This is a genomic window from Paraburkholderia dipogonis (assembly GCF_042680985.1).
Taxonomy (GTDB): domain Bacteria; phylum Pseudomonadota; class Gammaproteobacteria; order Burkholderiales; family Burkholderiaceae; genus Paraburkholderia; species Paraburkholderia phytofirmans.
On sequence record NZ_JBHUFR010000001.1, the window covers coordinates 61,871 to 85,652 of the forward strand.

General features: G+C 58.1%; 18 protein-coding genes. 10 read left to right on the forward strand and 8 right to left on the reverse strand.

The window, feature by feature from the left end; translation table 11 throughout:
- Nucleotides 1-10 precede the first annotated feature (10 nt).
- Nucleotides 11-244 (reverse strand): hypothetical protein, encoded by a 234-nt coding sequence (locus tag ACFSNN_RS00245; RefSeq protein ID WP_244322901.1) that lies wholly within the window; start codon nt 242-244, stop codon nt 11-13.
- Between the two features lie 170 nt (nt 245-414).
- Between ACFSNN_RS00245 and ACFSNN_RS00250 the strand changes: the two genes are divergently transcribed.
- Together ACFSNN_RS00250 and ACFSNN_RS00255 are read left to right on the forward strand one after the other, a co-directional pair.
- On the forward strand, nt 415-732 hold the full coding sequence (locus ACFSNN_RS00250; RefSeq protein WP_134461466.1) for a hypothetical protein: 318 nt from the start codon (nt 415-417) through the stop codon (nt 730-732).
- A 346-nt stretch (nt 733-1,078) separates the two neighbouring features.
- Nucleotides 1,079-1,297 carry a hypothetical protein gene (locus tag ACFSNN_RS00255; RefSeq protein WP_134461472.1) on the forward strand — a complete coding sequence of 73 codons (219 nt, stop codon included), beginning with the start codon at nt 1,079-1,081 and terminating at the stop codon, nt 1,295-1,297.
- Between the two features lie 101 nt (nt 1,298-1,398).
- Here the strand turns inward: ACFSNN_RS00255 and ACFSNN_RS00260 are convergent, their stop codons facing one another.
- From ACFSNN_RS00260 to ACFSNN_RS00270, 3 genes are all read right to left on the reverse strand, one after another.
- A complete protein-coding gene (locus tag ACFSNN_RS00260; protein WP_134461475.1) occupies nt 1,399-1,731 on the reverse strand; it encodes a hypothetical protein in 333 nt (110 codons plus the stop codon).
- Nucleotides 1,732-1,786: 55 nt separating this feature from the next.
- Nucleotides 1,787-1,999: a hypothetical protein gene (locus ACFSNN_RS00265; RefSeq protein WP_134461478.1), complete on the reverse strand. Its 213-nt coding sequence runs from the start codon at nt 1,997-1,999 to the stop codon at nt 1,787-1,789.
- Between the two features lie 726 nt (nt 2,000-2,725).
- The gene (locus ACFSNN_RS00270) at nt 2,726-3,319 is read right to left on the reverse strand and encodes a hypothetical protein (RefSeq protein ID WP_166799302.1); all 594 of its coding nucleotides are present in this window, start codon (nt 3,317-3,319) and stop codon (nt 2,726-2,728) included.
- On the opposite strand from ACFSNN_RS00270, the gene ACFSNN_RS00275 reads away from it, so the two are divergent.
- Nucleotides 3,248-3,496, forward strand: a complete 249-nt coding sequence (locus tag ACFSNN_RS00275; protein WP_134461484.1) for a helix-turn-helix transcriptional regulator — start codon at nt 3,248-3,250, stop codon at nt 3,494-3,496. The genes ACFSNN_RS00270 and ACFSNN_RS00275 overlap by 72 nt on opposite strands.
- A 110-nt stretch (nt 3,497-3,606) precedes the next feature.
- On the opposite strand, the gene ACFSNN_RS00280 is transcribed toward ACFSNN_RS00275, so the two are convergent.
- Both ACFSNN_RS00280 and ACFSNN_RS00285 read right to left on the reverse strand, forming a co-directional pair.
- Nucleotides 3,607-5,091, reverse strand: coding sequence for a tyrosine-type recombinase/integrase (locus ACFSNN_RS00280; protein WP_134461487.1), 1,485 nt, complete (start codon nt 5,089-5,091; stop codon nt 3,607-3,609).
- Between the two features lie 163 nt (nt 5,092-5,254).
- Nucleotides 5,255-5,998 (reverse strand): DNA-binding protein, encoded by a 744-nt coding sequence (locus tag ACFSNN_RS00285; RefSeq protein WP_134461490.1) that lies wholly within the window; start codon nt 5,996-5,998, stop codon nt 5,255-5,257.
- Between the two features lie 1,667 nt (nt 5,999-7,665).
- Between ACFSNN_RS00285 and ACFSNN_RS00290 the strand changes: the two genes are divergently transcribed.
- From ACFSNN_RS00290 to ACFSNN_RS00310, 5 genes are all read left to right on the forward strand, one after another.
- On the forward strand, nt 7,666-8,478 hold the full coding sequence (locus ACFSNN_RS00290) for a TnsA endonuclease C-terminal domain-containing protein (protein WP_134461493.1): 813 nt from the start codon (nt 7,666-7,668) through the stop codon (nt 8,476-8,478).
- A gap of 20 nt (nt 8,479-8,498) precedes the next feature.
- Complete coding sequence (locus tag ACFSNN_RS00295) at nt 8,499-10,940, forward strand: DDE-type integrase/transposase/recombinase (RefSeq protein ID WP_134461496.1); 2,442 nt, start codon at nt 8,499-8,501, stop codon at nt 10,938-10,940.
- Nucleotides 10,937-12,505, forward strand: coding sequence for an ATP-binding protein (locus ACFSNN_RS00300; RefSeq protein ID WP_134461498.1), 1,569 nt, complete (start codon nt 10,937-10,939; stop codon nt 12,503-12,505). The genes ACFSNN_RS00295 and ACFSNN_RS00300 overlap by 4 nt, the downstream gene beginning before the upstream one ends.
- 98 nt (nt 12,506-12,603) lie before the next feature.
- A complete protein-coding gene (locus ACFSNN_RS00305) occupies nt 12,604-14,025 on the forward strand; it encodes a TnsD family Tn7-like transposition protein (protein WP_134461501.1) in 1,422 nt (473 codons plus the stop codon).
- A 114-nt stretch (nt 14,026-14,139) separates the two neighbouring features.
- Nucleotides 14,140-15,345 carry a TnsD family Tn7-like transposition protein gene (locus ACFSNN_RS00310; RefSeq protein ID WP_134461504.1) on the forward strand — a complete coding sequence of 402 codons (1,206 nt, stop codon included), beginning with the start codon at nt 14,140-14,142 and terminating at the stop codon, nt 15,343-15,345.
- Nucleotides 15,346-15,515: 170 nt separating this feature from the next.
- Here ACFSNN_RS00310 and ACFSNN_RS00315 read toward each other — a convergent pair whose 3' ends face one another.
- Nucleotides 15,516-15,950: a hypothetical protein gene (locus ACFSNN_RS00315; RefSeq protein WP_134461507.1), complete on the reverse strand. Its 435-nt coding sequence runs from the start codon at nt 15,948-15,950 to the stop codon at nt 15,516-15,518.
- A gap of 497 nt (nt 15,951-16,447) precedes the next feature.
- Between ACFSNN_RS00315 and ACFSNN_RS00320 the strand changes: the two genes are divergently transcribed.
- Entirely contained in the window at nt 16,448-18,730 is a 2,283-nt protein-coding gene (locus ACFSNN_RS00320; RefSeq protein ID WP_134461510.1) for an nSTAND3 domain-containing NTPase, read from the forward strand.
- 231 nt (nt 18,731-18,961) lie between these two features.
- The gene (locus tag ACFSNN_RS00325) at nt 18,962-20,656 is read left to right on the forward strand and encodes an ATP-dependent nuclease (RefSeq protein ID WP_134461514.1); all 1,695 of its coding nucleotides are present in this window, start codon (nt 18,962-18,964) and stop codon (nt 20,654-20,656) included.
- A 154-nt stretch (nt 20,657-20,810) separates the two neighbouring features.
- Here ACFSNN_RS00325 and ACFSNN_RS00330 read toward each other — a convergent pair whose 3' ends face one another.
- Nucleotides 20,811-23,195 (reverse strand): nSTAND3 domain-containing NTPase, encoded by a 2,385-nt coding sequence (locus ACFSNN_RS00330; protein WP_134461517.1) that lies wholly within the window; start codon nt 23,193-23,195, stop codon nt 20,811-20,813.
- Nucleotides 23,196-23,782: the final 587 nt, after the last annotated feature.

Below are 23,782 nucleotides of genomic sequence, written 5' to 3' on the forward strand. Positions count from 1 at the left end.
CGAAACGGTACTACACCCGCAGCACCTGCTCAATAGGAAGGCCGATGTAGCTCAGCCCCAGCCCGTCAGGGGTATGCGGTGACTGCACGAATGCGACCGGTCGCTCCCCAGCGGCACTGAGCGCAGGGCGCAACAGCCGGAGTTCACCCGCACCGGCTTGCTGCACCAGCAGGTCGACGAGCGCGCCGACCGTCCACCCGCCGCCGGGCAACTCGGCAGACAGCGCCGGGTATCCCATTTCCACGACCCGCCCACGGCCACGCGCGAGCTGGGACGCCCGCCAAAGGGCCAGATGTATTTCTTCAGCGAGGACAGTAGCGGTAGACGTGGCACGTCAAAAAACCTGTATATTCATACAGTATGCTACACGTAATTTTGCGACAGTGAACAGACACTTTTAATCGGGGCCGCATCATGGATGCACGCGTTCGCAGCAAGGTCGACCATCCGATGCCCGAGATGGCGGCGTTCATGGCAAACATGCGTGATGCCTTCGGCGACGCATGTGTCGACGATGCGGTTCGGCGCGGCAAAGCCGATGAGCCGACGTTTTACGTTTGTGAAAATGGGCGAACGATTGGCACAGCAAGTCCGACGCAGGAGAATGTGTGGCGCGTCAATGCTGACATACGGGACCGGCATAATTGTCCCGGCTCTGATGGCGGATGCGTCGGACAGGGTGTGGGTTGCACAGAATGGCTGCAACGGCACGCCGGCAAGGAGAATATGTGAAGCGAATCGGACTGGCCGTTCTGATGGCGGCGCTTGCGCCGGCTGCGTTTGCGGCTGGCACATACACGGAAGTCTGGAATCCGCCAGAAGCTCGTGCGACTGCCCCACACAGGGTCAGTGCTGCGCACAAAACGGCGGCTCATCGACATCTGGTCCCGCATGCGGTGAAAGTGCACGCGCGGCGTGCCCCGACGTTCGCGCCAAAACTCATGGCGAAGCAGAGCCAAATGCAGAATGCCGTGCCGGCAGACAAGCCAGATATGTCAGAAATTCCACGGCAGATAACGCCCGAGGGAAACGTTCTTCGAGTGACCACTCGCGGAGCTTCTGTGGAGGTCACTCGCTGATGGAATCGGAGAGTTATAGCGGGTACAGCGTGTGGGGCCACGCCGTCCTGCAGCAGGAAGATATTCTCCAGCCGGAGCGCTATGCCGCAAGCGGGACCATAACCTCGAGCGGCAAGCTCGTCGAGGCCTCAGGCATCCTCGCCTACTTTGACACGGAGGAGGAAGCGCAACATGCAGGCTTAGATTGGGCGCGCGCCTGGGTCGATGCACACGGTTAGCCAGTACCGAATCGGATAACGTCCGTAATGCCTCAAAAGTTGTTTCGAACGAGCTTCTTTGACGCGTCGCACTTCATTCCGCTTCTGGGATGTTGTGACGCTCACTCGTGGAGGTCGCTGCATGGCCCGGCATATCGAACATCAAGCGACGACCCGTCCTTGAAAACAAGTCGCTTCACATCGCCGTAATCCTGGGCCAGTTTAACGGCGCTGCGCTTCACGAAAACACCCGGGCGCTCGTCTGGAAGAACCAGTTGCATCAGCTGTCCGAACTTTTGCATAGCCTCGAAAAAACGTGGCGCTCGCGATGGTTCTGTTACTCCGAGCCAATAAACGAGGGCGCCAGCGGGATTCTGGGAGTCGCGTGCAAGAAAGCGCAGCGTCTTTTCGGTAACGAGGTAGGACGAGGGTTCGATTTGTGGCACATCGCGCATGCAGGTCTCCGTTGGTTGCCTGTACGTATCGTGACGCTCAAACGGGCCGTGGGCCTCATGTCTTCATGTCAACCCAGATGCGCCCCCAGTGGGTCGCATACTGCAATGCCTGCTCGTCGTCGAAGAAGTAGTCGAGTGAAGCGAAGGTTTCAGGCGTGCGGCCGGGCCTCTCGATGAGAAGGTCTGCGGCATGCAAACCGCCGTGCGCGGGACATGCGCTAGCCGTGAGTTGATAGCCGCGATGCAGCGTCAAAACGGCTACCTTCATGAACGGTGTCTCCATTGTGAGCCCTTCGTCCGAGCGAAGGTGTCTTCGGGATTCCAGCATTGCGGCACGACTATTAGCGCAGACCGTTACCGACATGTGACAGCCCATCTATTGGGATTTCTTGCGCAAGGGCATTCTGCGGGAAAGCAGCGAGCGCCAGAACCGGTGTTAACGCCAGGCTGCGCCTGACCCGAAAAACCACGCACCAACTGGCACCAGAAGTTCGGCGAGCGCATCGATTTGCTCAATGACGAGAGGTAGCCCCCTTTGCACTGGATGCTGGACGATTTCCCAGCCGCGTCCACAGATGGCACGTAGTTGAAAGAGAGATGGTCCACCGAGGTGGACCATCTTCCAGGCGATTGTCAGCGCACCAGCCGTCAGATTGGTTGAATGTTGGACGCCTGTTTGCCCTTGGGTGGTTGACGCCGACACAGTATCGACCCACATGCCGACGGCGGACTGACCACTGTTTCCAAGCAGAAAAACGTTTCAGCAGCAACGATTCGGGGCTTTCCTTGGCGGTTCAGCCAAATGTCGGCATCCGGGTCAAACGGACGTCGGCGGCAACACATATCAGAACCATGACCATTCGCACCCGGTTTGAACACGATTACGTGACATGCGCCTCGCCTATATTTGCCGCTGGCTGTTGATATCCCAAGGCTCTCCATGCATTTCGGTCTCATGGCAGGGCTACTTCCGCAATAACAGGCTGGTCAGGCATTACAACGCACGGATGTTTAGTACCAGTTCCTCTTCCCACACCGAAGTCTCATCCGCGCGGGGCGACCATGAAACGCACGCGTGCTGGCAACCTTGCGCATCTGCATAGACGTACCATTTCATCGGGTTGCCGGGCGCCCGATGACTCCGCAGTCCCGTGACTTCAGTCAGGGCAGGCTGCCCGTCACGACGGCCATTGGCAAGGCCGAGATGAAACACGCGACAGCGATCCGGACCGACCTCCGTTACGATTTCAATGAGTTCTTCCGGCGACGACACCAGTACACTTCGAATTGCCTGATCCGGATTGTCGGGCCCCCAGAACAGGTCGACGAAAAAGATCGGTGATTCGGCCGAAATGCCGACGCACCGCCAGGGGCGGTGGGGTGCGGAAAGTTTCTGTTTCGCCGGGTTGGATTCGGCCCACTGGGCATGGGTCAACAACATCTTTAGCTCACGTAATTTCAGTTTGTAGATTATATCCCGTGGACCAGGAGTCTCGGCATAGTCACGCTTCGCTATATGAAGCAACGCGACTATGAGACGCTCCGACGGCATCTCGCGATCAACATTAAAGCGTTCCGGCGAGAGCATGCGCTCTCCCAGGAAGGTCTGAGCCTTGAGGCTGACGTGGATCGCACCTACGTGAGTCAGATCGAGCGGTCGCTTGGCAATCCCTCACTGCTGATTCTTGCCGCACTTGCCGGTGCTCTTGGGAGAGACGTGGGCGAGCTGCTGTCTCCACCGTCACCGCGACCACGCGGGAAGTGAGCGGCATGCCCGTGTCCACGCCCGCTTTTCACCTTGAAAAAATGCGCGGCCCGCCCTTGCGCCCGCAACCGTGTGAGTGGCTGTTATGGCTGCTGCGCCTCGTCTGAGGATCACAGCGGGAAGCTGCCCTGCATGAGTGCACGCAGTTCGGAAAGGTCGGTCTGGGAATAGCCTGCGGTTGTCACCACGGACCCGTGACCGAGCAGGGCCGCCGCCATCGGCAGCGGAGCCTTTTTATCGATCACCAGCGTTTTGCCGACGAGATGCCTGAGCCAGTGAGGCGAGGCGCTTTCGAGAACCAGACGGGCCGCCGTATCGCTCGCGGGCATCGCCGAAGCCATCTCCCGGAATGCAGCCTTGACCTCCCGGTAGAGCCCCGATGCGCCGAGACCGGCGCCACGCTTTCCCCGGATCAGGGCCGCGACCTCGCCCGGTAACGGCGTTGCCCCGAGTCCGCATGCAACGCGATACTGTTTCAGGAAAACCGTGCAGCTGTCGGGGACCGGAATGGAACGCTGCTTCCGTCCTTTGCCCTTGACCCTGATCGTCCAGCCGTCGGCGTCGACGCTCAGGCGCGGATAGCCGTCCCGGGTCGCCAGCTCATCGAGCCGGATGCCGGTAAAACGATAGGTCGCCAGGATCGCGGCGCGCCGCGCGACGTCCGGCTGACGGCCAGTGCCCCCAGTCCGTTCGCGTAGCCAGCGGTCGATAGCGGCTACCGCGGCAGCCGGCAGGAGACGCTCGGGACGGAATCCTGCGCGGACAGCCGCGGTGTCGCCCAGCCCGGCGCACGGGTTCGACGTCAGATAACCCGTGAGCGTCAGAAAACCAAACAGACTGCGCAGGACCGCCATCGTGCGTTGCTGGCCCGCTTCGCTGCGTGCGGCTCCCTCGTGTTCCGTTGGTGCTTCGCCCCGCTTGCGGCGTGCATCCCGGTAATCGAGCAGGGTATGGCGCGTCAGCGCAGACAGCGGGCCGGCCACGCCATTCGCTTCGCACCAGCGGACCAGCGCACGTATTTCCGACGTGTAGGCGCGAAGGGTATGGGGCGAGCCGCTGGCCCGCTCCTGCAGGAATCGGTGGAGCGCGACGCCGTCATCGGAGACGCCCAGGGTATTGGTCGTCAGATCACTGTTGTAAAACCGGCCGGTGCCCGAGAGCCAGGGTTCGCATGCAAGGGGGCGTCGCGGCGGCCGCAGGTCGGGGTGGATGACTGCGGCCCCGGGGCGCTTCGGGCCAGGTTCCCGCGGCGCCGGCGGATGCACCGGGCGGAACCGGACCCTGAGGGTGCGCAGCAGGCGCCCGACGACAGCTTCCGCAGTGGGTGCCTGTGCCGCGCCCAGCGTGCGGCTTTGACCCAGGTCCCAGAACTGGACCGCTGCTCCGCCGCCGAGCAGCAGTGCAAACACTTCTGGCTGGGCGGTTTTGGCCGCCGGCATGGATCCGTACTGCTGGAGAAGCCTCGCGGGCGTCCATGTCTCGTAGACGGGCAGGTTCAATACAGACGACAGGTACGCGATGACGCCGCCGATGTCGCAAGGCAGCGGTTGCGGCGGGTCCACCGAAACGTCGAGGTAGTCTGAGGGGCGTAGCATGGCGCGTCATCCATCTGGCTGGCTGCCTGGCGGGCTAGCCGGCGGGAGGGTTCTGCTGGCCCGCGGGCGGAGTGGAGGGCGCGCTTGCATGGGTTTGTGTGCCGGCGCCAAGCAGTTTCTTGATACTGCGCGCTCACCTGGGCGCGACGATGGCGCAACGCTTTCATTTCTGGCTGGACGGCAGGGGCTGTGCCACGGCCCGCGACTGGCGAAGCTCGTCGGTCATCGCAAATAACTGCTTTGACAGGCCGGCATACCGCTCCCGGACCGCTGCCAGTTCCTCGTCGTGCTGGCGCCGGGCTTCATCGCTGGCGCGGAGCGCCTGGTCACGTGCCGCTTCGGCACGAAGCGCACGGTCCGTTTCCCCGGCGAGCCGCTGCTGGAGCTGGACCAGTTCCGCCTGCTGCTGTGCGACCCGCACGTCCCGCTCGCGCGCCTCTTTCTGCCGGTCGGCAAGTTCGGTCTGCAACATCACCACCAGCGCATTGGCGTTGTCGCGCTCTGCCGCAGCGGCGGCGACCGAGGCCAAGGCGTCCGCCTGTGCTGCGGCGAACTCACGGCGCGCGGCTTCCAGCGCCATCAGCCAGAGCCCGCGCATCGAGTCGGCCACCGGTTCGGGAAGGCCGCTCGCTTTGTAGCGCGCGGCGCTCTCGCTGATCACCTCGGCCTCGATTGTGCGGATCTGCCGGCCAATCCACGAAGGATCTCCACCTCCCAACAGCTCTCTGACATGGCGCGTGGACACGACGCGTCGGAACAGTAGCGGGGTGACGGGCGCAGCCACGCCGGCCGCGTCCAGCAGCTGCTGGACCACGATACGAACGGTCTGCACGGAATTGAGCGGTGTTCGTCCCATCGATCCATTATGGCCGCAAATCACGGGGTTGACGGGATTTCCCGATTTCATGGCGCAGTTTGTGGAAATTCAGGAAAAAACGTCAGGGAACAGATCCGCAGTGCAGGATAAGTTTGATTATCGTGCCAATCGGGGCGCAAGAACGCGTCCTGCCTGAAGTCAGACTGCGGCCTCATCTCGTCCAGTCAGTTCACTTCAGGGCAGGCCAAAAACTACCCTCGACATATACAGAGAAGTCATATAAAAGAAACTTAAGACCCTTCGGTTGAAATGGTCTGAAGGATAGCACCGTTGTACGATGACTCGCGCGATTCTGCCTGTATGGATCTTGATATCGTTTGCAGTACGAAGCATTGTCCTGTGGACGGAGCACGGTGGGGAGATGGCCAGATCGGACCTGGAAATGGCCCGTGTTTTCAACGCCATCAGGTCGCCGTGAAAAATTATTAGTGTCTGTTATTCACGATACGATCGCGGCCAGCACAAGCACGACGGTACCGACGCGGCCATCTTGACCCTGGACAACCATGGGCTAAAGTTACCTGAAAAAGCTGTCGGGTACTCCGCCTGAAGCACACAGTCATGCGAGGCATTCTCACCAATAAATATGGAGTACTTGAGAAAAAGGCGGGGCGAGGGTGCGACTCGGCATGAGGATCGCACCGCACCCTCGGGTTCAGAGCCCGGCGTGTTTTCGGCACTTCCGTTTCAATGGGTGCAGATGCATCTTCGGTGCTCGCCAACGCGGCCGCATCAGGCGCCGCATTTTCACACTCAGGAGGGCTCATGAAGCCAACCGCAGGTATTAGCACCAAGGGAAAGCATCAGAGACCGCACATGGATGCCACGCACCCTAAACCCAAAAAGTCCCATAAGCATGCAAAGCACCATAAGCATGAAGCGCAAGACTGGGACCTGAGCGGCGCCTCGCCCGCGTTCGAGCAGATCCGGCGTACGCTGGGCGGCTTGCCGACTAGCGACGCCTTGCTGCCGCCACCGCGATGGCCTGAACAGAGGTCCCACGTTGTGGCGGCACCCGCGTCGGGCGTTGGAAAGCTGCGAACCAGACTGGTAGACATTGGGCGTGATGTGGCCTGCGTTCCGCCTTCGTCGAGGCGAACCGGTTTAACCGACAACCCGCTCATAAGACCCGTTCCGCGGCTACATCCTGATGACAGCGCGCGTCGGTTTAGGAGCCGCCGCTCCAGCGCAGCGGGGCAGGGATTCTGGACGGATCTTGCCAATGAAACCTGGCAGATTAACGTCAGATCGATAACCGGATTATCAGCCGTTGTGAACACATGCCGCGTTAGCGTACGGGACTGGCACACCCAGCGGTTCCTAACGTCTGTAGATCTTGGTCCGTACAGGCAGGATGGTGCGGTGGCATGCCTTGTGCGCCTTTCCAAACAGAAAAGGGTACCTCACGCACTCGTTATGGACTATCAACCGGATATGCTTGCCCAGGTCGAGCAGTGGGCCTTCGCCCACGGCGTGATGGTCGTCATTTTGCCAGTGGCGCAGATCATGGGTGATTGCCAGGGCCAGATGTATTAACCGGATGGCGGGCCACGTTCCGCGACAATGGCGAACTGCGGTTGCCAGCGGTGGTGTGTGGGCAGGGCAATGCCTTGATTCCTGTGAAGCCCGCGGCGCAGCCTGCCGCCATTGCACCGCATAGCGACAGGCCGGCATCTCAATTGATTTGGAGTGCAAACATGATTGGTCTGTCGCTTTCGACGCGCCGTCGTCTGCTGACGCGGCAGCATGCGGGGCAATTGCATGGTGACGGCTATGTTTCTCCACTGAGAGGTCGGGAGTTGCCCCGCTCGGGTCTCATTCACAGGTTCGCGTGCGCACGGTTTGGCGACCGACCAGTGGAATTGCGCTCGGATGCCGAGCTATGTGTATTTCTGGAGCAGTATTTCCGAACAGGCGTCACGGACATCCGTGAACACGTCCCTTCGGTCACATCGCATACGACTGCGATTGCTCTCCGAAATGGTTTGCATCATCCTGGTGGGACGAGCAACCCCGAAGTGCTGCTGACCGACCTCGTCGTGACCCTGCAGAAAGATGGCGCAGTAAAGGAAGAAGCCATTCTGACGCGTCATTCAGATGGCGCATCGACCCCTGCCTTCGAGAACGAGTGCAGGCTGCTCGAGCTTTACTGGAGGGAGTGCGGCACCGAGTTTTCAGTTTGTCGCCGCAATGGCGTCAACGCCCCCCTCGCAGCCAATCTCTGCTGGCTCTTTCCGGTTGCCGAGCAGATCGTGCGCACGGGCGTGACAGCTGCGCAGCAACTGGTCCACGCCGTGCTGCTCGACGAACTGGTTCATCACGATCACGTTACCATTCGCGAGGCCTGCCGCGCGGCCACCCGACGTGGATCTCTGCCTGCGGGCGCGTCGGTGTGTGCGTTCCGGCAACTGCTCGCCATGCAGGCACTGGTGGTAGACCTGTCGGCGCGCGACCTGTTCTGCCTGCCCCCTGCAGCCTTCACGGTAACCGCGTCTCGTGCCCAGGACTGACTCTTTTGCGGGAGCACGACATGCCGATGCGGATTCAATGCAGGATTCCATTTCCCGTATGCAGTCTCTGGCGCGCTCCGGACTCCGGGCTTGTCTACCGGGTCGTGTACTCCGATACCCAACACACCGAGCTTTGCCCCATCACGGGAAAGCACCTCAAGTTTTCCCGATACAGGACCGCGGATCTGCGGGTCTTCACCGAAGATGGTTATCGCGGCGCAGAGCGGATGATGCCGGTTCTGGAGGACCCGTTCGCTGACCAGAATAGGACGCGCCGAGCGCTCGTCGGGCACGACAGCAAATCGTCGGAAGTCTGGAAGCGAATCCGTCCCCTCGTCCAGCCCGGAGAATCATTCAATCCATCGGCGATCCGGCCGCTGCTTGACCGGGCGACGCGCGGCCGGCTTATCCGCGAGACGGCCGAACGCGAGGGCGTTCAGGTAAAGACCATTCATGGAGACCTGCTCAGATATTTCCAGCGTGGCATGACGGAGCTGGCAGTGCGCAGCGATCTGCCCAACTGCGGACGGCCACGAAACGGCGGGGCCTATCGCAGCGAGCCGGGTGGGAAGCGTATCAGGCGGAACTACACGTGCCGGCCAGGCCGTCGGGCGAAATCGCAGCGTCTGCATCCGGAGCGACAATACATGCTCCCCGGCAAGCAACTGACCTGTCTGCTCTGGCAGGCGGTTGATCTGCTGTTGACCGAAAGCGAAGCCCCGTGGCTTGAAGCGCTTGGCGCCCGAAAAGGAACCGGCAGGAGTGAAGAAGAGAAGGCCGACACGATTGCACGAAGGGTAGGACGTGAGCTCGCAGGGGCGAAACGTCATGGGCAGACAAGACGATCGACGCGCAAGGTGAGGTCGCGGCCAACGTATAAAAATGTCGCCGACACACTTAACCGGCTGACGCGCACGCAGCGCGAAGTGAGGGATGAGCAGGGTCGCCTGAAGGAACTGGAACTGGGGGAGGTCGGCATCATTACCCCCAGACAGGTCGCGTACTTCTGCCAGTCGGAGCCGGATGTTCGTGCAGTGATGATTGCCCGCCGGCATGGACGTGCGGGACCGTTGCTGCTGCACGGGCGCGCTGACCGGCGGACGAAGGGCCCGGGCGACAAGTTCCTGCTCGATGCGACGATCGGGGATATCTACCTGCTTTCGCGGCTGGACCGGACCGTGGTGGTAGGAAGGCCGACGATCTATTTCCTCATTGACTGGTTCAGCCAGATGATCGTCGCACTGCGCGTGAGTCTCGAGCGCCCAAGCTACGCGGCTGCGGCGTCGGTGATCGAGGCGGCGGTTACGCCGAAACACGATTTCTGTGCGCGGTACGGCTTCCATATCTTGTCTGTGGAATGGCCGTGCGATTTCCTGTCTGCCTCAATTGTTGCAGACCGCGGAAGTGAGTTCATGGCTGCGGAGCCCTGGCAGCGCCTCGCGAGGCTTGGCATCTCGATCAGCAATTGTCGTCCGTATACGCCGACGTGGCGAGCCGCTGCGGAGCGGCGCTGGGGAAGTGTACCGGTGATCTGGCAGCGTCAGCAGGTCGGAGTGGTCGAGCGCGACTGGCATGAGCATGGCCGGCCGCAGCGCTATCCGTGGGACGCCATCTACACATTGAGTGAGTTCATGACGCACGTCTTGCGTGCCGTTCATGTCTATCACAGGACTCCGCTCTCCGGAGAATTCGCACACCCCGAGCTGGTGTTCGCGCGGGAGGCGAACACGCCGCTGAACCGCTGGCGGTGGGGGATCGAGAACCTTTCCGGGGCGCTCCATGAGCATTCCGTCAGGGACATTCAGCTGGCAACCTGGTACGGAGATACGGGGCTCCTTACCGAACGCGGTGTCAAGGTCCACGGCAGATTCTATGCGTCCAGGGAAACGGAAGACGCCTATCTGGGCCGACTTGGCGGCAAGGACCGGCATGTTCGTATCCAGAGCGATCCCGATGAGCTCGGCGGAGTATGGGTCGAACTGAATGGCTTCCCCATTTTCTGCCCGGCGGTGGATACCGGGGTCGCGATGCAGGGCATCTCATGGGCCGAACATCAACAGTATGTCGATCAACTGCATGAAAACAACCGCGAGGAAGACTTCATGCAGCAGGCAGAGCGGATCAGGCAGATGAACGACGCCCGTATCGACACGGAAATCGCAAAAAAGCGGACGCGCGCCGCGCTCAAGGACGCGGGCAAGCCGCATCCGACCTCAACGGGCATGAGCGACGCGCGGCATCACGAAAACGCGCTGAACCGGATGATGGACGCGGGTTCGCCATCGCAGACCGGTCCTTCCAGAGCCCAGTATTCCACCCCCTCTGACAGTCCCACTTCCGCGCAGCCACAGCAGGAACCAGACGGTTCACTGCGCGAGGAGCGGGATGCCGCCGCCCTCAAACGTTTGGGCGCGACGCAGGAAATCCGGCAGCACACCAATGCCAAAGGAGTGTCGCAATGAAACGCCACAACGACCACCGCATTCCTGAACCAGGGAATACTGTTGATACGCTCGCCGAGGCATACGCGCCGGGAGATATTTTCAATGATCCCATTTTTGCGTTAACTCAGCGGTATGTAGACGCTGTGTATCACGACAGGGCCCTGGAATTACCCGAGCACGCCGATAACCCCCTTATCCTGGCGCTCCCGCCTTTCGTAAACCTGGATGCGACGCTTGGTTGCCTTCAACGTCGCTTCGCTGTTTCGTGTCCGGAAGCATGCTGTACCTGGTCAAAAGAGCGTCGTCTCATGGCGATCGATCGCATCGATCGTTTGTTGATTATTCTGCCTGTTCACATCACCCTGCTGACGTGGCTCCACACAGCGCTACGTAACCAACTTGGGCGATATAGGCCTGGCGTTAATCTTCATAAGGTCATGCAGGAATCCTATGAAAAAACCCAGAATGGTGAGCCGGGCGTAATCGCAGACCTCGTGGAAGGGCATGCCGCGTGTCGTGCGCTTGTGGGCATGTCTGGCACTGGCAAGTCCACCGCTATGAGGCTGGTATTGAGTCTCTTCTCACCGGTAATCCGTCATCCGGACTTCCGGAATCCCCAGTACCGGTTCAGGCAACTCGTCTGGATCTACGTAATATGCCCATCAAATGGCAGTGTTTTGACCTTCCTCAAGAACATACTCCGGTGGGTCGATCAGCATCTTGACACTCACTATCTGGAAGAGATGCGAACACGCGATAACAGTGGCGACTACGTGGAAAAGGTTATCTATGTCCTGCGGAAGTACTTCACAGGCTTGCTCGTCATTGATGAATTCCAGAATCTCCTCAGGGCCGCTGCAAACACCGAACTGCTGGACACCGTGGTGAACCTGCTGAACAGCGGCTGCTGCGCCATGATGGTGATGGGCACCCCCGAAATCGAGCCTATTCTAAAAACGCGGTTACGTCTGGCCCGGCGCGTGTCGAACGACGGGTACGAAATACTGGAACCGTTCAGCAACGGACAGGTGTATGAAATGTTCGTCGACAAAGTCCTGGCGTTGAATTTCCTCGAAAAGCCGACCAAGGATCTCGGGCGCGTGAAATCCGTCGTTCTCGGCCTCAGCGCCGGATTGCCGGCCCTGATCAAACTGCTGGTCAAGCTCGCCCAGACTGTGGCAATTGAGACCGACGGTGAACAGATCACACCAAAGCTGGTGGGGCAGGTCCAGCACGAATTGCTTGCACCGCTATCTGGTATCGTCAAGGCGTTGCGCAAACGGAACTCCATTGAGCTGGCCGGCTATGTCGACGTGCTAAGCGGAGAGGTGGCCGAGGCGCATCAACGTGCATTGAGCCGGTCGGCCGGCGCCAAGGACTTCCATGATCAGGTCCGTGACCAGACCTTTGCGTCGGCTGTCTCTTCGCTTCTGGCGCTCGGCGTCAGCCAGAGCCATGCTGATCAGTGGGTCAACGAGGTCCTTCGCGAAAGGCCCGGTTCGACGTCGCATGGCGTGGTACTGGAAGTACTCAGGAGGATGGAAAAGTCTCAGTCTCCCACCCGGCCGCCGAAAGCCGCGTGATTTATTGAGGTCCACAAGCCATGACTAAACCCGTGAACTGGCGGAGCAGGAATCGCACAACTGAAGCAGTTGCGCTGGAAAGCTTTCTGCAATGAATCATGGCGACCGATCTGTTTCCACCCGAGTCCGACGAGCCGCTGTTCGGAATGATTTCGAGGTACGCGATTGAACTAGGCGTACGGGACTGGAAGCGTTTTCTTGTGAACCTCTTCGGTTTTCGTGCGCACTTTTCTCCGGCTCTTGCGTACAATCTTTCGCGCGTAGCCGAGAATACGGCCCAGACGTGGGGCGTGTCGCCCGAACAGATCGCGGAGCAGCGCACGCTATTTCCCTTCTACGCGGCGTTTGTCACGCGAACGCAATCGCAAACCATGCTCGACCTGCTCGTCGTGCGGCGGTCACGTGCATTGGCCACGTTTATGCCCAAGCTGATCCACCAGCAGCGGGTCGTCCGGATTTGTGACGCCTGCGTTGCTGAGGACAGGCGCAAAGGCGATGCAATGCACTTCAGGCGCGTTCATCAATTGCCAGGTGTCGTTGTGTGCCCACGACACGGGTTGTGGTTGCGCAATCTTGACTATGGCTCCAGTGCTCGGACACCATGGCCTTCCGTCCAGGAGGCACTTGCGCGTGGTCAGATCGCTTCGCTCACAGCGACGCCAGAGCAAATAGGCAATCTCAGGCGGGTTGCCCTGGCGGCGCAGTATCTGCTGGAGTCCAGGGTCGCAGTCGACGGAGAACAGTTGCGCCAGTCATGCTGGGAGGCACTCCATAATGCAGGCTTTGCTCATGGACGGGAGGCGCTGTCGAGCAATCGGGTACTCCAGGCATTCGTTACGTTTTACGGCGAGCGCTATCTGGAGATGGTCGACCTACGCCCTGCCAGCCGCCAGAACTGGGTCGTCGCGCGACTCGCCGGGCGGCAGCGTGCTTGCTGTGCGTTGCCCAACGTCCTGCTGGCAGTTTTCTGCGGTAGCCACGCGAGCCAGTTGTCAGTCGACGGGTGGCCGTCCTGTCCGAATCATCTCGCTGCTCATGGCCCGGGACACAAGGTCGAGGCCCGGGAAGTGCACAACGGCAGATACTATGCGCATTGCCGATGCGGCCACTCGTTTGCCTATCGCTCGGTCGCCGGAGGGGAGCCACTTGGTGTGGAGGTCACGGTATACGGACGAGCCTATGCCGAACGCGCGAGCTTATTGTTCCGCACTGGTCGATCCGTTGCCCAGATCGCGCGCGACCTTCAGATATCGGAAACCACAACCCGAAGGATGGTCAGGCGCCGGGTAGTCGATGCGTTGCCGAACCGGACAGATTCGGTCGCGCAGCTTCGTGCGAAGTGGCGCCGGGTCGTAAAGGAATACGGCACCGTCCGGCTGGCGGCAGTCGCCGAGCCTGGACTATGGAAAGCGGTACGGCGGTATTCTCCTGAGGTACTGCAGGAGCATCGGTGGCGGACGCGAGGCGGGAGCGCGAAACGTGAATACGTATGGAATAGACCGAGCCGAACGGGCCAATGACGGGCTAATTTGCTGTCGCACAGCCGCCACATACGGAAAAGCTGCCTCGGGTGACGACTGTGGTTGGTATGTCCAATAAAAAATTTGGCTTGGCACGGACAGACAGGCGAAACGATGTCGGTTGATCTTGATCCTCCATATCCAGACGAGCCCCTGTTCAGCGTCGTCGCACGCTACATGGTGGACGTCGACGTCGGAGATAAGGTGCGATTTCTGAAGAATCTGTTCGGATACCAGCAACGCCTGTCGGTTACCTTAGCCTATGGACTCGAGCGAGTCGCAGAGGAAACCCGTCATGTGTGGGCGTTAAGTAGCGATGAGCTGGCCGAGCAGCGTACCTTGTATCCGTATTATGCAGCGTTGCTTCCCATGCCATTTCGTGACGCTCTGCTGGTCGCCATGCGACAAAAACAACAGAAGCCGTCCCCACTCGTCGTGCACTCGACGTTGCGCTTTTGCGAAGGCTGTCGTGCAGCCGACCGCGCGTCTGGACGACCGGAATATTGGCGTCGGTCTCATCTGTTGCCGGGCGTCGTACTCTGCCCTGAGCACGGTCGCTGGCTGACCGAAATTTCAAGCAATGATCTCCACTTTCTGACGTCTTGGCCGACGCTCCAACTTCTGCCCGCGAAGGATGTCCTTCCAATCGCACTTGACCTCAATGCCGCACAGCTCGACGCCTGCCAGCGTGTGACGCGTGCGTCAGTCTGGCTGCTCCACAATCACGTGTCGACGGACGTTGGGGCCGCGCTGGCGCAATTCAAGGCGACGGCCTGGACCGCCGGTTTCACGTTTGGTCCTCATGATGTCGACTGTCGAAGATTGACCAGGCATTTCATAGAGTTTTATGGTGAACCGTATCTGTACCATATAGGATCGCTGCCTGTACTCGGAAACAATAATTGGCTGGCGAAAGCTGTCAATGGTCGTTTGCCGCCGAGATTTACAATCCGGGCGGTGTTGGTGGTGATATTCATGGCCTCCCTCCATGAGCGAGATAGCGGGTTAGCGTGGCCCCTATGTCCGAACGAATTGGCTTGCCACGGGCCGGGGCATATTGTCGAGCGTCGCCAGTACCACAAAAAAGCGGGGCGGTTCTCCGGAAAATGCAGTTGCGGATTCCGTTTTACCTATAGTTTCACAGAGGCAGGGATTCCCCAAGATGTCCGTCCCACGGTCTACGGACATAGCCATGCAGAACTCGCCCGAAGTCTTGAAGACACGGGCGCGACCTTGGCACACATAGCTGATGTGATAGGAGCTTCGCCACAAGTCGTGTCCCGACTTTTGAAGAAACGCTCACCTGTGCGTGGGTTTTAGTTAGGATGCCAGTTATAGTCCGAAGTTAAATTGTTGGACGGCTACGCTGATTGGTTTGCTGCTGCCGGTCGTGTTGTCGCGGAATCTGGAGGCCTATGAAGTGATTCTTGTTCATAAGCTACCCGATCGATACTAGAGATGTCTTGCGTGCACCTGCGCAAGCTGCGGCCCTACCAGGTCGCCTCGGGGTCGCCTCGGAATTCGACCTGAGCGACCTTTATCACGCGCATAGGTGCGTCTGGAAAAACGTCTGCCGGCGTCCGTTCATCGAGTAGTGCGTGCGGCGAATAAAGCCAGAATGCGCGTCTCCAGCCATCAAGATCGTCGTCGCGTGGGAGCACGGCCAGGAGTGCTGCAATTTCCTTCCTGATTGCGCCAGACTGGAGGAACTGGAAGTCCGGATAGACGAAGCAATGCCGGGGCTCTGACCACACACCCAGCAGAGCACCTCCCGCTCGCTCTTGGATCGCGTACGTTGCCGCTTCCGGACCGGGCGCCTTGCCGGCCAGCATGGCGACCTCAGAATCGTCAGGCCATCCCTTGTCAAGTAACTCGTCGCGAAACATGACCGCTGCTGTCGACCTGAAGTCAGGATGCTGTGTCATGAATGAACTCCACGAGGCAAAAGTCGGATGCTGTTTCCGATCATATCGTGTCACCTTGGCAAATCGCCCAGCCGCTTCGCTGGGCGAGGCACTGCATGAACGGCGCCTCATACTGCCCAGTCAGGCGCACAAGTGCCTCTTCCCGGTTGCTGTCCGGCGAACCGGGCGCCGGATCGCGGTCAAGCAGCGCCGAAACGGTCCTGCGCACTTCGCGATATTCCTCCTAGTTCTCGATGAGCCGCACGGTCATGGTTCCACCGGGAAAGCCAGTGTACTGGCCAGCGGACCGGCACGCGAATTTTTCAACATCCGCGGGACGACTTATCGATTCCCTGTGCGAACGTCATCAGCGCGGGGCCGGGCTGTAGTGGAGCGGTACAATCCGAGTTCGCCCTGACGAGTTGGTAGCTTCGGATGACTGGATTCGCAGTGTACGGCGGAGGTGTGATCGGACAGGTCCGCAGTCGAGGCGATTCAGTTCTCATCTAGGTTCTTTGATGCCAAGTTACGACTTTAAACAACTGTCGCCCCACGATTTTGAGGTGCTCTCCCGCGACTTGATTCAGGCGCGCGATGGATTTGTCCTCGAGTCATTCAAGACGGGCCGTGATCTTGGAATCGATTTTCGTCGCGCGGCTGCGGCGGGCGACATCATCGTTCAATGCAAACACTATGCTGGAACTGGGCTCGCCGGTCTCATGAGCGAACTCAAGAAGGAGGCGGTCAAAGTATCTAAGCTGACGCCCGCTCGCTACATCTTGGTGACCTCGGTTGGATTGTCACCGCCTAACAAGACGGACATTCAGGCGCTGTTCGGTGCCGTACTCGTCAATGGCGACATCTTGGGCGCTGACGATCTCAACAACCTGCTCGGCCTGCATCCAACGATCGAACGACAACATTACAAACTCTGGCTGGCAAGCAAGGCCGTGCTTGATCGCGCAATTCATAACGCTTCGCTGGTTCAGAGCGAATTCGATGTTGAACGCGTGCACCGCGATATCTGCCGCTACGTACGGAGCGCCGCATATCCTCGCGCGCTTGAGATGCTTGACAACGATCACGTGGCAATTATCTCTGGTGCGCCGGGGGTTGGGAAGACATCCCTTGCCAAGATGTTGCTCTACGCGCACCTTTCGCACGGTTATGAAACCGTGTCGATTCTTACGGACTTTCAAAGTGGCCGTGATCGCTATCAACCTGGAAAGAAGCAGATTTTCTATTTCGATGATTTCATCGGGGCCACATTCTTAGGTGAGCGCAGCACCGCATTTACACGAAATGAGGATCGGTCAATCCTCGATTTTATCGAAATGGTTCGAGCCTCGCCAACGGCTCGGTTGGTTATGACCACCCGCGAACATATCCTCCGGCAAGCGGTCGCCACGTCAGAAAAGCTCAAGCATTCCAGCCTCATTGACAGCAGGTGCGTGCTGGCGATCGAAGACTACAGCCAAGTGCAGCGGGCCGAAATCCTGTACAACCACATCTACTTCAGCGACTTACCCGACGCCTATCGCGCGGCGCTTCTCGTCGACCGTTTCTACATGGAGATTGTCCGGCATCGGAAATTCAATCCACGTCTGGTCGACTGGCTGTCGAGCTTTCGACGCGTCAAATCTATCGTGCCCGAACAATACCGGGACTTTGTACGCAATTTGATCGCCAATCCAGCTGAGATATGGCGTCATGCCTATGAACAGCAGATAAGCGATGCTGCGCGCAGTGTTCTGCTCGGTTTGTACACATATGGTGGAAAATGTGGTCCTGGTGTACTCGAACGTGCGTTCCGAGAGTTGCATGCGCTGCGGGCTAGGCGCTACGGATTCAAGACCGAACCTTCGGATTGGCGAAGGGCGCTCAGCGAGCTTAATGGGTCGTTCGTGCGGCCCGGAAACCAAATTGAAGTCATTGACCCTTCGGTTCTGGACATGCTCAACGCCATTGTGCGCCACGATACGCCCAATGCGCTCGATATGATCGAGGGCGCGGTTCGATTCGAACAAGCACGTCGCATCTGGACCTTCGCGCTCGCCGAACGAAACACCAGCGTACTTCGCGACCTTGTTACTGAATCGGCGCGTCTCACTGACGCGTTCAAGCGCCTGCTAACGGCACCGCGAAAGGCCGCTGTGACGGGCGGGGTGGTATTTTTTGATGACAGCATCGAGCTCCGGGTCGCCACGCTGATCGAATTGGCGGAAAGGCACCGGTCGGCCGCTCTCACGGACCTCGTGACATCGGCGATTGAGGATCTCCTTGTTAGTTGGCAATCAGAATCCGCGCGTATCAGCGACGGCGTCGCACTGCTTGCCAAGATCGGGGGAAGTCCACTTGTGTTAAAGCCGTCTAATGAAGAGGTGCGCATGCGCATCGCTCGCGCGTTGGTGATGGAAGCATCAACCGGTTGTCGCTCAGACGAACTCCGCGAGCTGTTGTATGTATTGGAGTCAGATGATCTTGACGACGAGATGAAGGGGTGTTTGCACACAGCCGCCGAAGTCTATCGCGCAGAATTTTTCGGCCGTGAATTGTCCGAATGTAAGTCCGAATCCGAGTATGAATCGCTTGGAGAGGATCTCCTGACCATCGGCGAGCGGACTGATTTCGACTTGGATCAACCGGTTCAGTTGGTTACCGAAGCGAAGGCTAAGTTCGAGGAGCGTCAGGAGGCGTACGCGGACGAGAAGTATGAGGAGTGGAAGGAACTGCGACAAGAAATGAGGGAAGGTGACCGCGGGCTTGACGACCTTTTCGATTCATTACGCAAGCCTAGTTGAGCACGACGCGCTTGCTTGAAGTTGAGAACGATCTCGGTAACTCTTGTGGGACGCTTCGCTGGAAGGTGCTTGTTAGCTCACGTGTAGGAATCGATCGGCAAAGAGTATTGCCGATTTCTTGCCGGCGTTTCTTGGCGGACAAAGAGTTACAGTGAAAACTTATTTTATTGGTCTCGCCAGAGATAGTAATTAGGCTGATTTCGTAAAATAAAATTAGACAGGCTATGTCGGATGGCACACATTGCAACTTTGGCATTTTGCGGGATTCGTCGTCTGAACGTGTTTAAAATCAAACAGAAAGGGACATTCCTAGATTGGCGTACTCGGGAAAATACTTATTTTTTCGGCGATGTTAACATTTTCATTGGCGCTAATGGTGGTGGTAAATCAACCGTCATAGATCTCGTAGACTCGGTAAGAAATCCATTGAGATTGGTCACGTTACCGCGAGAAAACCAAGGAAGGGATTCGCTGTCGGCGTTTGAGTTTGTCTTCTCTGATTCATCGGTCATGTTGTGTCAAACCGCACCAAATGAAATTAAAGGCGCTCCGCGAGCTAAAAATATACAATCGGAATCCACGGATGGTCTCGATATTCAATATATCAATGTGACATGTATTTCTCGTGAGGGCATTTCATCTTCTTTGCGAAGAAATATAAGTAAGGTAAATGTCGATCCTGAATATGAATCGGAACTTCGAGATGTTCAGTGTGAAATTGATTTAAATATTAATTACTGGCGCGAATCGCATCGCGTAGAGGCTGATTCTCTTTGTCGGATACTAAATCGGGCTGCACCTCATTTGCCAGGGGTCCTCTCGTTGTCAAGCTTCGATTCGGACGATTCGTTTGCGAGCGGGCTGGAATATAAGAGGCGAAATCCGTTCCGGCCACATGACAGCGATAGGGTAGCGGTATGGCTGTCCGACGATTCGCGGCAAAGTAACCATATTCAAATTGCTTCACTACCGGCGGGATGGCGACGGCTGGCTTCAATTATTGATTGGCTGGAAAATTGCGAACAGGGATCAGTTTGTCTCATCGAGGAGCCGGAAACGCACTTGCATCCTACATTGCAGCGGCATCTTGCGCACGAGATAGATTGCTACGTCAAGGACAGGGGGCTGCAGATTTTCATGGCGACGCACTCAACGGTCTTTCAGCAAATGGCTATATGGAAAAATTCCTCACGAATATTTGATGCGGGTGGTCAAAAACTTGTTGAATATTCTGACGCGCTCGGACTGCTTGATCGACTTGGAATCAAGGCATCGGACGTTTCCCAGAGCAACGGCGTAATTTGGGTGGAGGGAGCATCTGATCGGCTGTACATTAAGCATTGGCTCGAATTGTGGTGCAAGATGAGGAAGGTGTCACCGCCAGTAGAAAACGTTGATTATTCGTTCTGCTTCTATGGTGGCTCATTGTTGTCTCATTTTAGTTTGGAGGAGCAAAATGGCTTTGTGAAGATGCTGGGTTTGAACAGAAATTGTGCGATTGTGGTAGATCAGGATTTCGATTTTGAAGAGAAAAATGGGGTTTTATTTTGTAAATCATTGAATTCTGCAAAATCACGAATTCTGGAAGAATTTTCTCGTCGTCGCGGCGCATTTGTGTGGGTAACGGAGGGGTACACTATCGAGTGCTACCTGCCTTCAGACTTCTTTGCTAAGAACTTTATAGTTGATGAGCGGAATACGGTTCGTGCAAAGAGTCAAAAGGTAAATATTGCAAACAAATATATTGAGGGCTTCGATGAATTTGAGTCGTGTAGCTCGAGTTTGAAACTAGGAGCACACATGGAAAGATTGTTTTTCACAATTCAGAATTGGAATCATGTTCCAAGTGAGTCTATGGACATGTCGTGCAAATCCTGGAACAGTGATAGATCGATACCGTTTCGCGCCATTCAGGCGCATCCATAGCTCCAATGGTATCTGCCACGGGGGGTGACACCAGACATTGCGCCTCGCCCCCCATCATCCAGGGTCACGGGTAGCGGATCCGACATGCCATTCGTTCGATCGTTGATCTGTACAAGATACTTGCAGTCGACGCGTCGATGTGCGCAACGTTCGTTTATAGATCCCAAGACGGTGTTGGGGGCGGCAGGCGCGATACGAACGGAACTCCGCTGGACGCTTTTAGCAACGCTAACAGTACCGGCTTATTATGATTGCCGTCGTCGCAATCCCAACGGCCATCGCCCCAATCCGTCGAAACGAATCTCTCTAGGGCATGCACGGCCATATGCACGTCATCGTCCAACACTTGCCGCGAAGCGCGAAGGAAGCTGTCGAAGCAGTCCGGCACGGCACTGTAGTCGATCGAGGTATACGGCATGAAATCGACGAGGAAGCGATGCACGAACTGGCGCACGTCATACTTGGGCATTTCCATCTCGACGGCGCGCCACACGTCATGTGAAGAGGGCCAAAATTCGTGAGTCGCGACGAAGGGAATCCGTTTCGGATGCAGCGCGTACAGCAGGCGGGACAGTACGGACTTCCCCCAGAGCCATTCCATGGACGCTTCCACATTGCGGATGAACTGAGTGCGGTCCTCCACATCCAATGCACGTCGGAGCTGAGCGTCGATCGCCACGGTCACGTCGTTCCAAGCGCTGCCGTGCGGTGGCGCGTCTGGATAGGCCACGGTGACCAGCGTCACGATTCGCTCGAGCCGGTCCGCGAAATTGACTTGATCCATCGCCTCAGCTAGGTCTGATACTACGGCCACAAGCACCGGATGAACCTCGGACCTCGTGTCCCCGACGAGCCGACGCAAAGCGTCGAGTGACGCCCTTTCGAAGGTAAGCCGTTGATTTTCCCACCGCTGGACAAGGCCCTTTTTGACGAGGTACTCGATGAACGCCTCGCCCTGCAGACGCACTCCTGTCTTGCGAGCTACCTGCTCGGCGACGCGCTCCATGGTGGGCAAGCCAACTTCCATCCATAAGACGCTATGCTGCGCTAACGCCACGTAGACGCCGAGTACCAGTGCCGCATGTTGCCACGGCACGTTGTGGTAGGCCGACACCTGCTGCACCGCTCGGCGGACTACCGTCTCTTGAAGCGCGCGCTCAGCCAGGTCCTGAAACAGTCCACAGTCATTGGTCGACGCCGACCGGATCAGGTGTTGCGCGTGTTCGCGCACTAACGTGCCGAATAGATTCAGGGAAAATGGCTCCGCAATGTCGCGCAAGACCGCCTCGCGCACGGCGTCGAGCGCCTCCAGTTGCCAGTCGGTCAGGCCAGCTTGGTTCAGCACAATCTGCCAGCGGGAATTGTCATCGTAGTTTTCCGCTTCCAGTGTCACCTTGTAGCGCTCAAGGCGTGTGCACATGTGGTCAGGCAAGCGTCGATACATATCGAGGTCGCAGGTGACGATCACGTACTTATCGCCTGGGGCCTTTGCAAGCATTTCCGGCAAGTTGGCAGGCGCATACGGATAAGCCGCGCCATGTTCTGTCCAGCCATTCTTTACAATTAGCAACGCTGGACCTTCATCCCATAGGCGGGCCGGCAAGCCGGCGAAAGTTTCCAACTGGATCAACGGACACGGCAGCTCAGTCAGTTTGAAACCGGTCGCGAGGTAGTCGGCCAGCGAAGCCTTGCCGATATCCGGAGACCCCACGATCAGCACGCAACCGTGTTCACGCAGGGTTGATGCGGCTTGGGCGGCAACGTCTGGCGGCACATATCCCGGGCTGGGTCCTGATACTGGTCTTGCCCCGTGCTGTTCCAGTATCAACCGAAGCTCATCGGCGGTAAACCGGGTATCCCGCTTGCCAAGCATGCACAGCCGGAACGCATGCTTGAGTGCAGCGATACAGGCCCCCACTTGGCTATGTGGCACCCGGCCCTTTTGAGCGAGGAGATCGTGAATCCGATGCTCCAAAAGTTCCGCATTCAAGTCATGCAGGATGTGCAGGCGCCCGCGGAGAGCGGCCAAGCGGTCATGCAAGCTAACGGCTAACAGCCCTCCGGGCAACTCGGCGTCGTCGTGCCCGAGCGGTATCGTAGTGCGCGCAAGAGCAGTTAGTTTGCCGTTCACACGTGCATCCGTCACCAGCGTGTACGACAGAGAGGCATCGTTCAAAAGCATCTCTAGGGCCCTGGGCCTACGTCGCGATACAGAGTCAGCCTCGCGCGCCGATGTGCCTTCGCCGATCACGTCGCGTAGCGCCTTAACCGACCACAGCTGGTTCGATAGTGTCTTCATCTGGTAGATCACGCGCGTCGACTTTCCATCAGACGCTACCAAGGTGGACGATTCCTGATCCGGCGACAGCACCGCTCCGACAATCTCGGCCTCGAGGTCTTCCTGGTTCTGTGGTTCCACCACTACCTCCGTTACGCGCCGGGCCTCGAGCATTAGCGACAGCGCGATCCAGATCGAAGCCTCGATCTGGTATTCGTAGCCTCGATATCCACTCAATCCTCCTTGTTTCTTTTCAGCCATGCTTCTCCCAGCACCATGCGGTGACTCGCAACCGGACAACGTGCCACATGTGCCCGATCTCCTTTCCCGATAGATATAGAGTACCTCACCCTGCAAGCGCGACACGCGATGCCTGTTTGTGAACATCCGCTCGATGGCAAAAGTAAAGACAAGGGGGGCCGATGGGCGCCCGCCGACTGCTCCTTACCGCGCTCATGGAGCTCGACGCTGAGCAGGCAACGTGTGCGCCACTTCCATTTCGCCTCGTACCCAATATAGTTGAACCGAGTCAACTTACCGATCGGTTCGAACGGCGCTAGGCTGTTCTTCTAGCTCGTCGCTGCGTGCTATGAGACTTGCGCAGCTACCTCAACGGCTTGTACAAGGCTGAATTGATTCATCGCCACGCCTGGAAAACGTGGGAATCTTTCTCATAAGTGTCAGGGTTATATAGATTTACAGACTCATTCCTAAACATCGCAGTCGGTGCTTGTTTCCGGATACTAACATTGGCCCTGACCTCCTGACCCCGAGTACCAGAAAGGTGACGGGCGTCGCTCCGTTCACAACGATGGCTTTCAATCTTGAAATGTTCTTGCTCTGGGAAA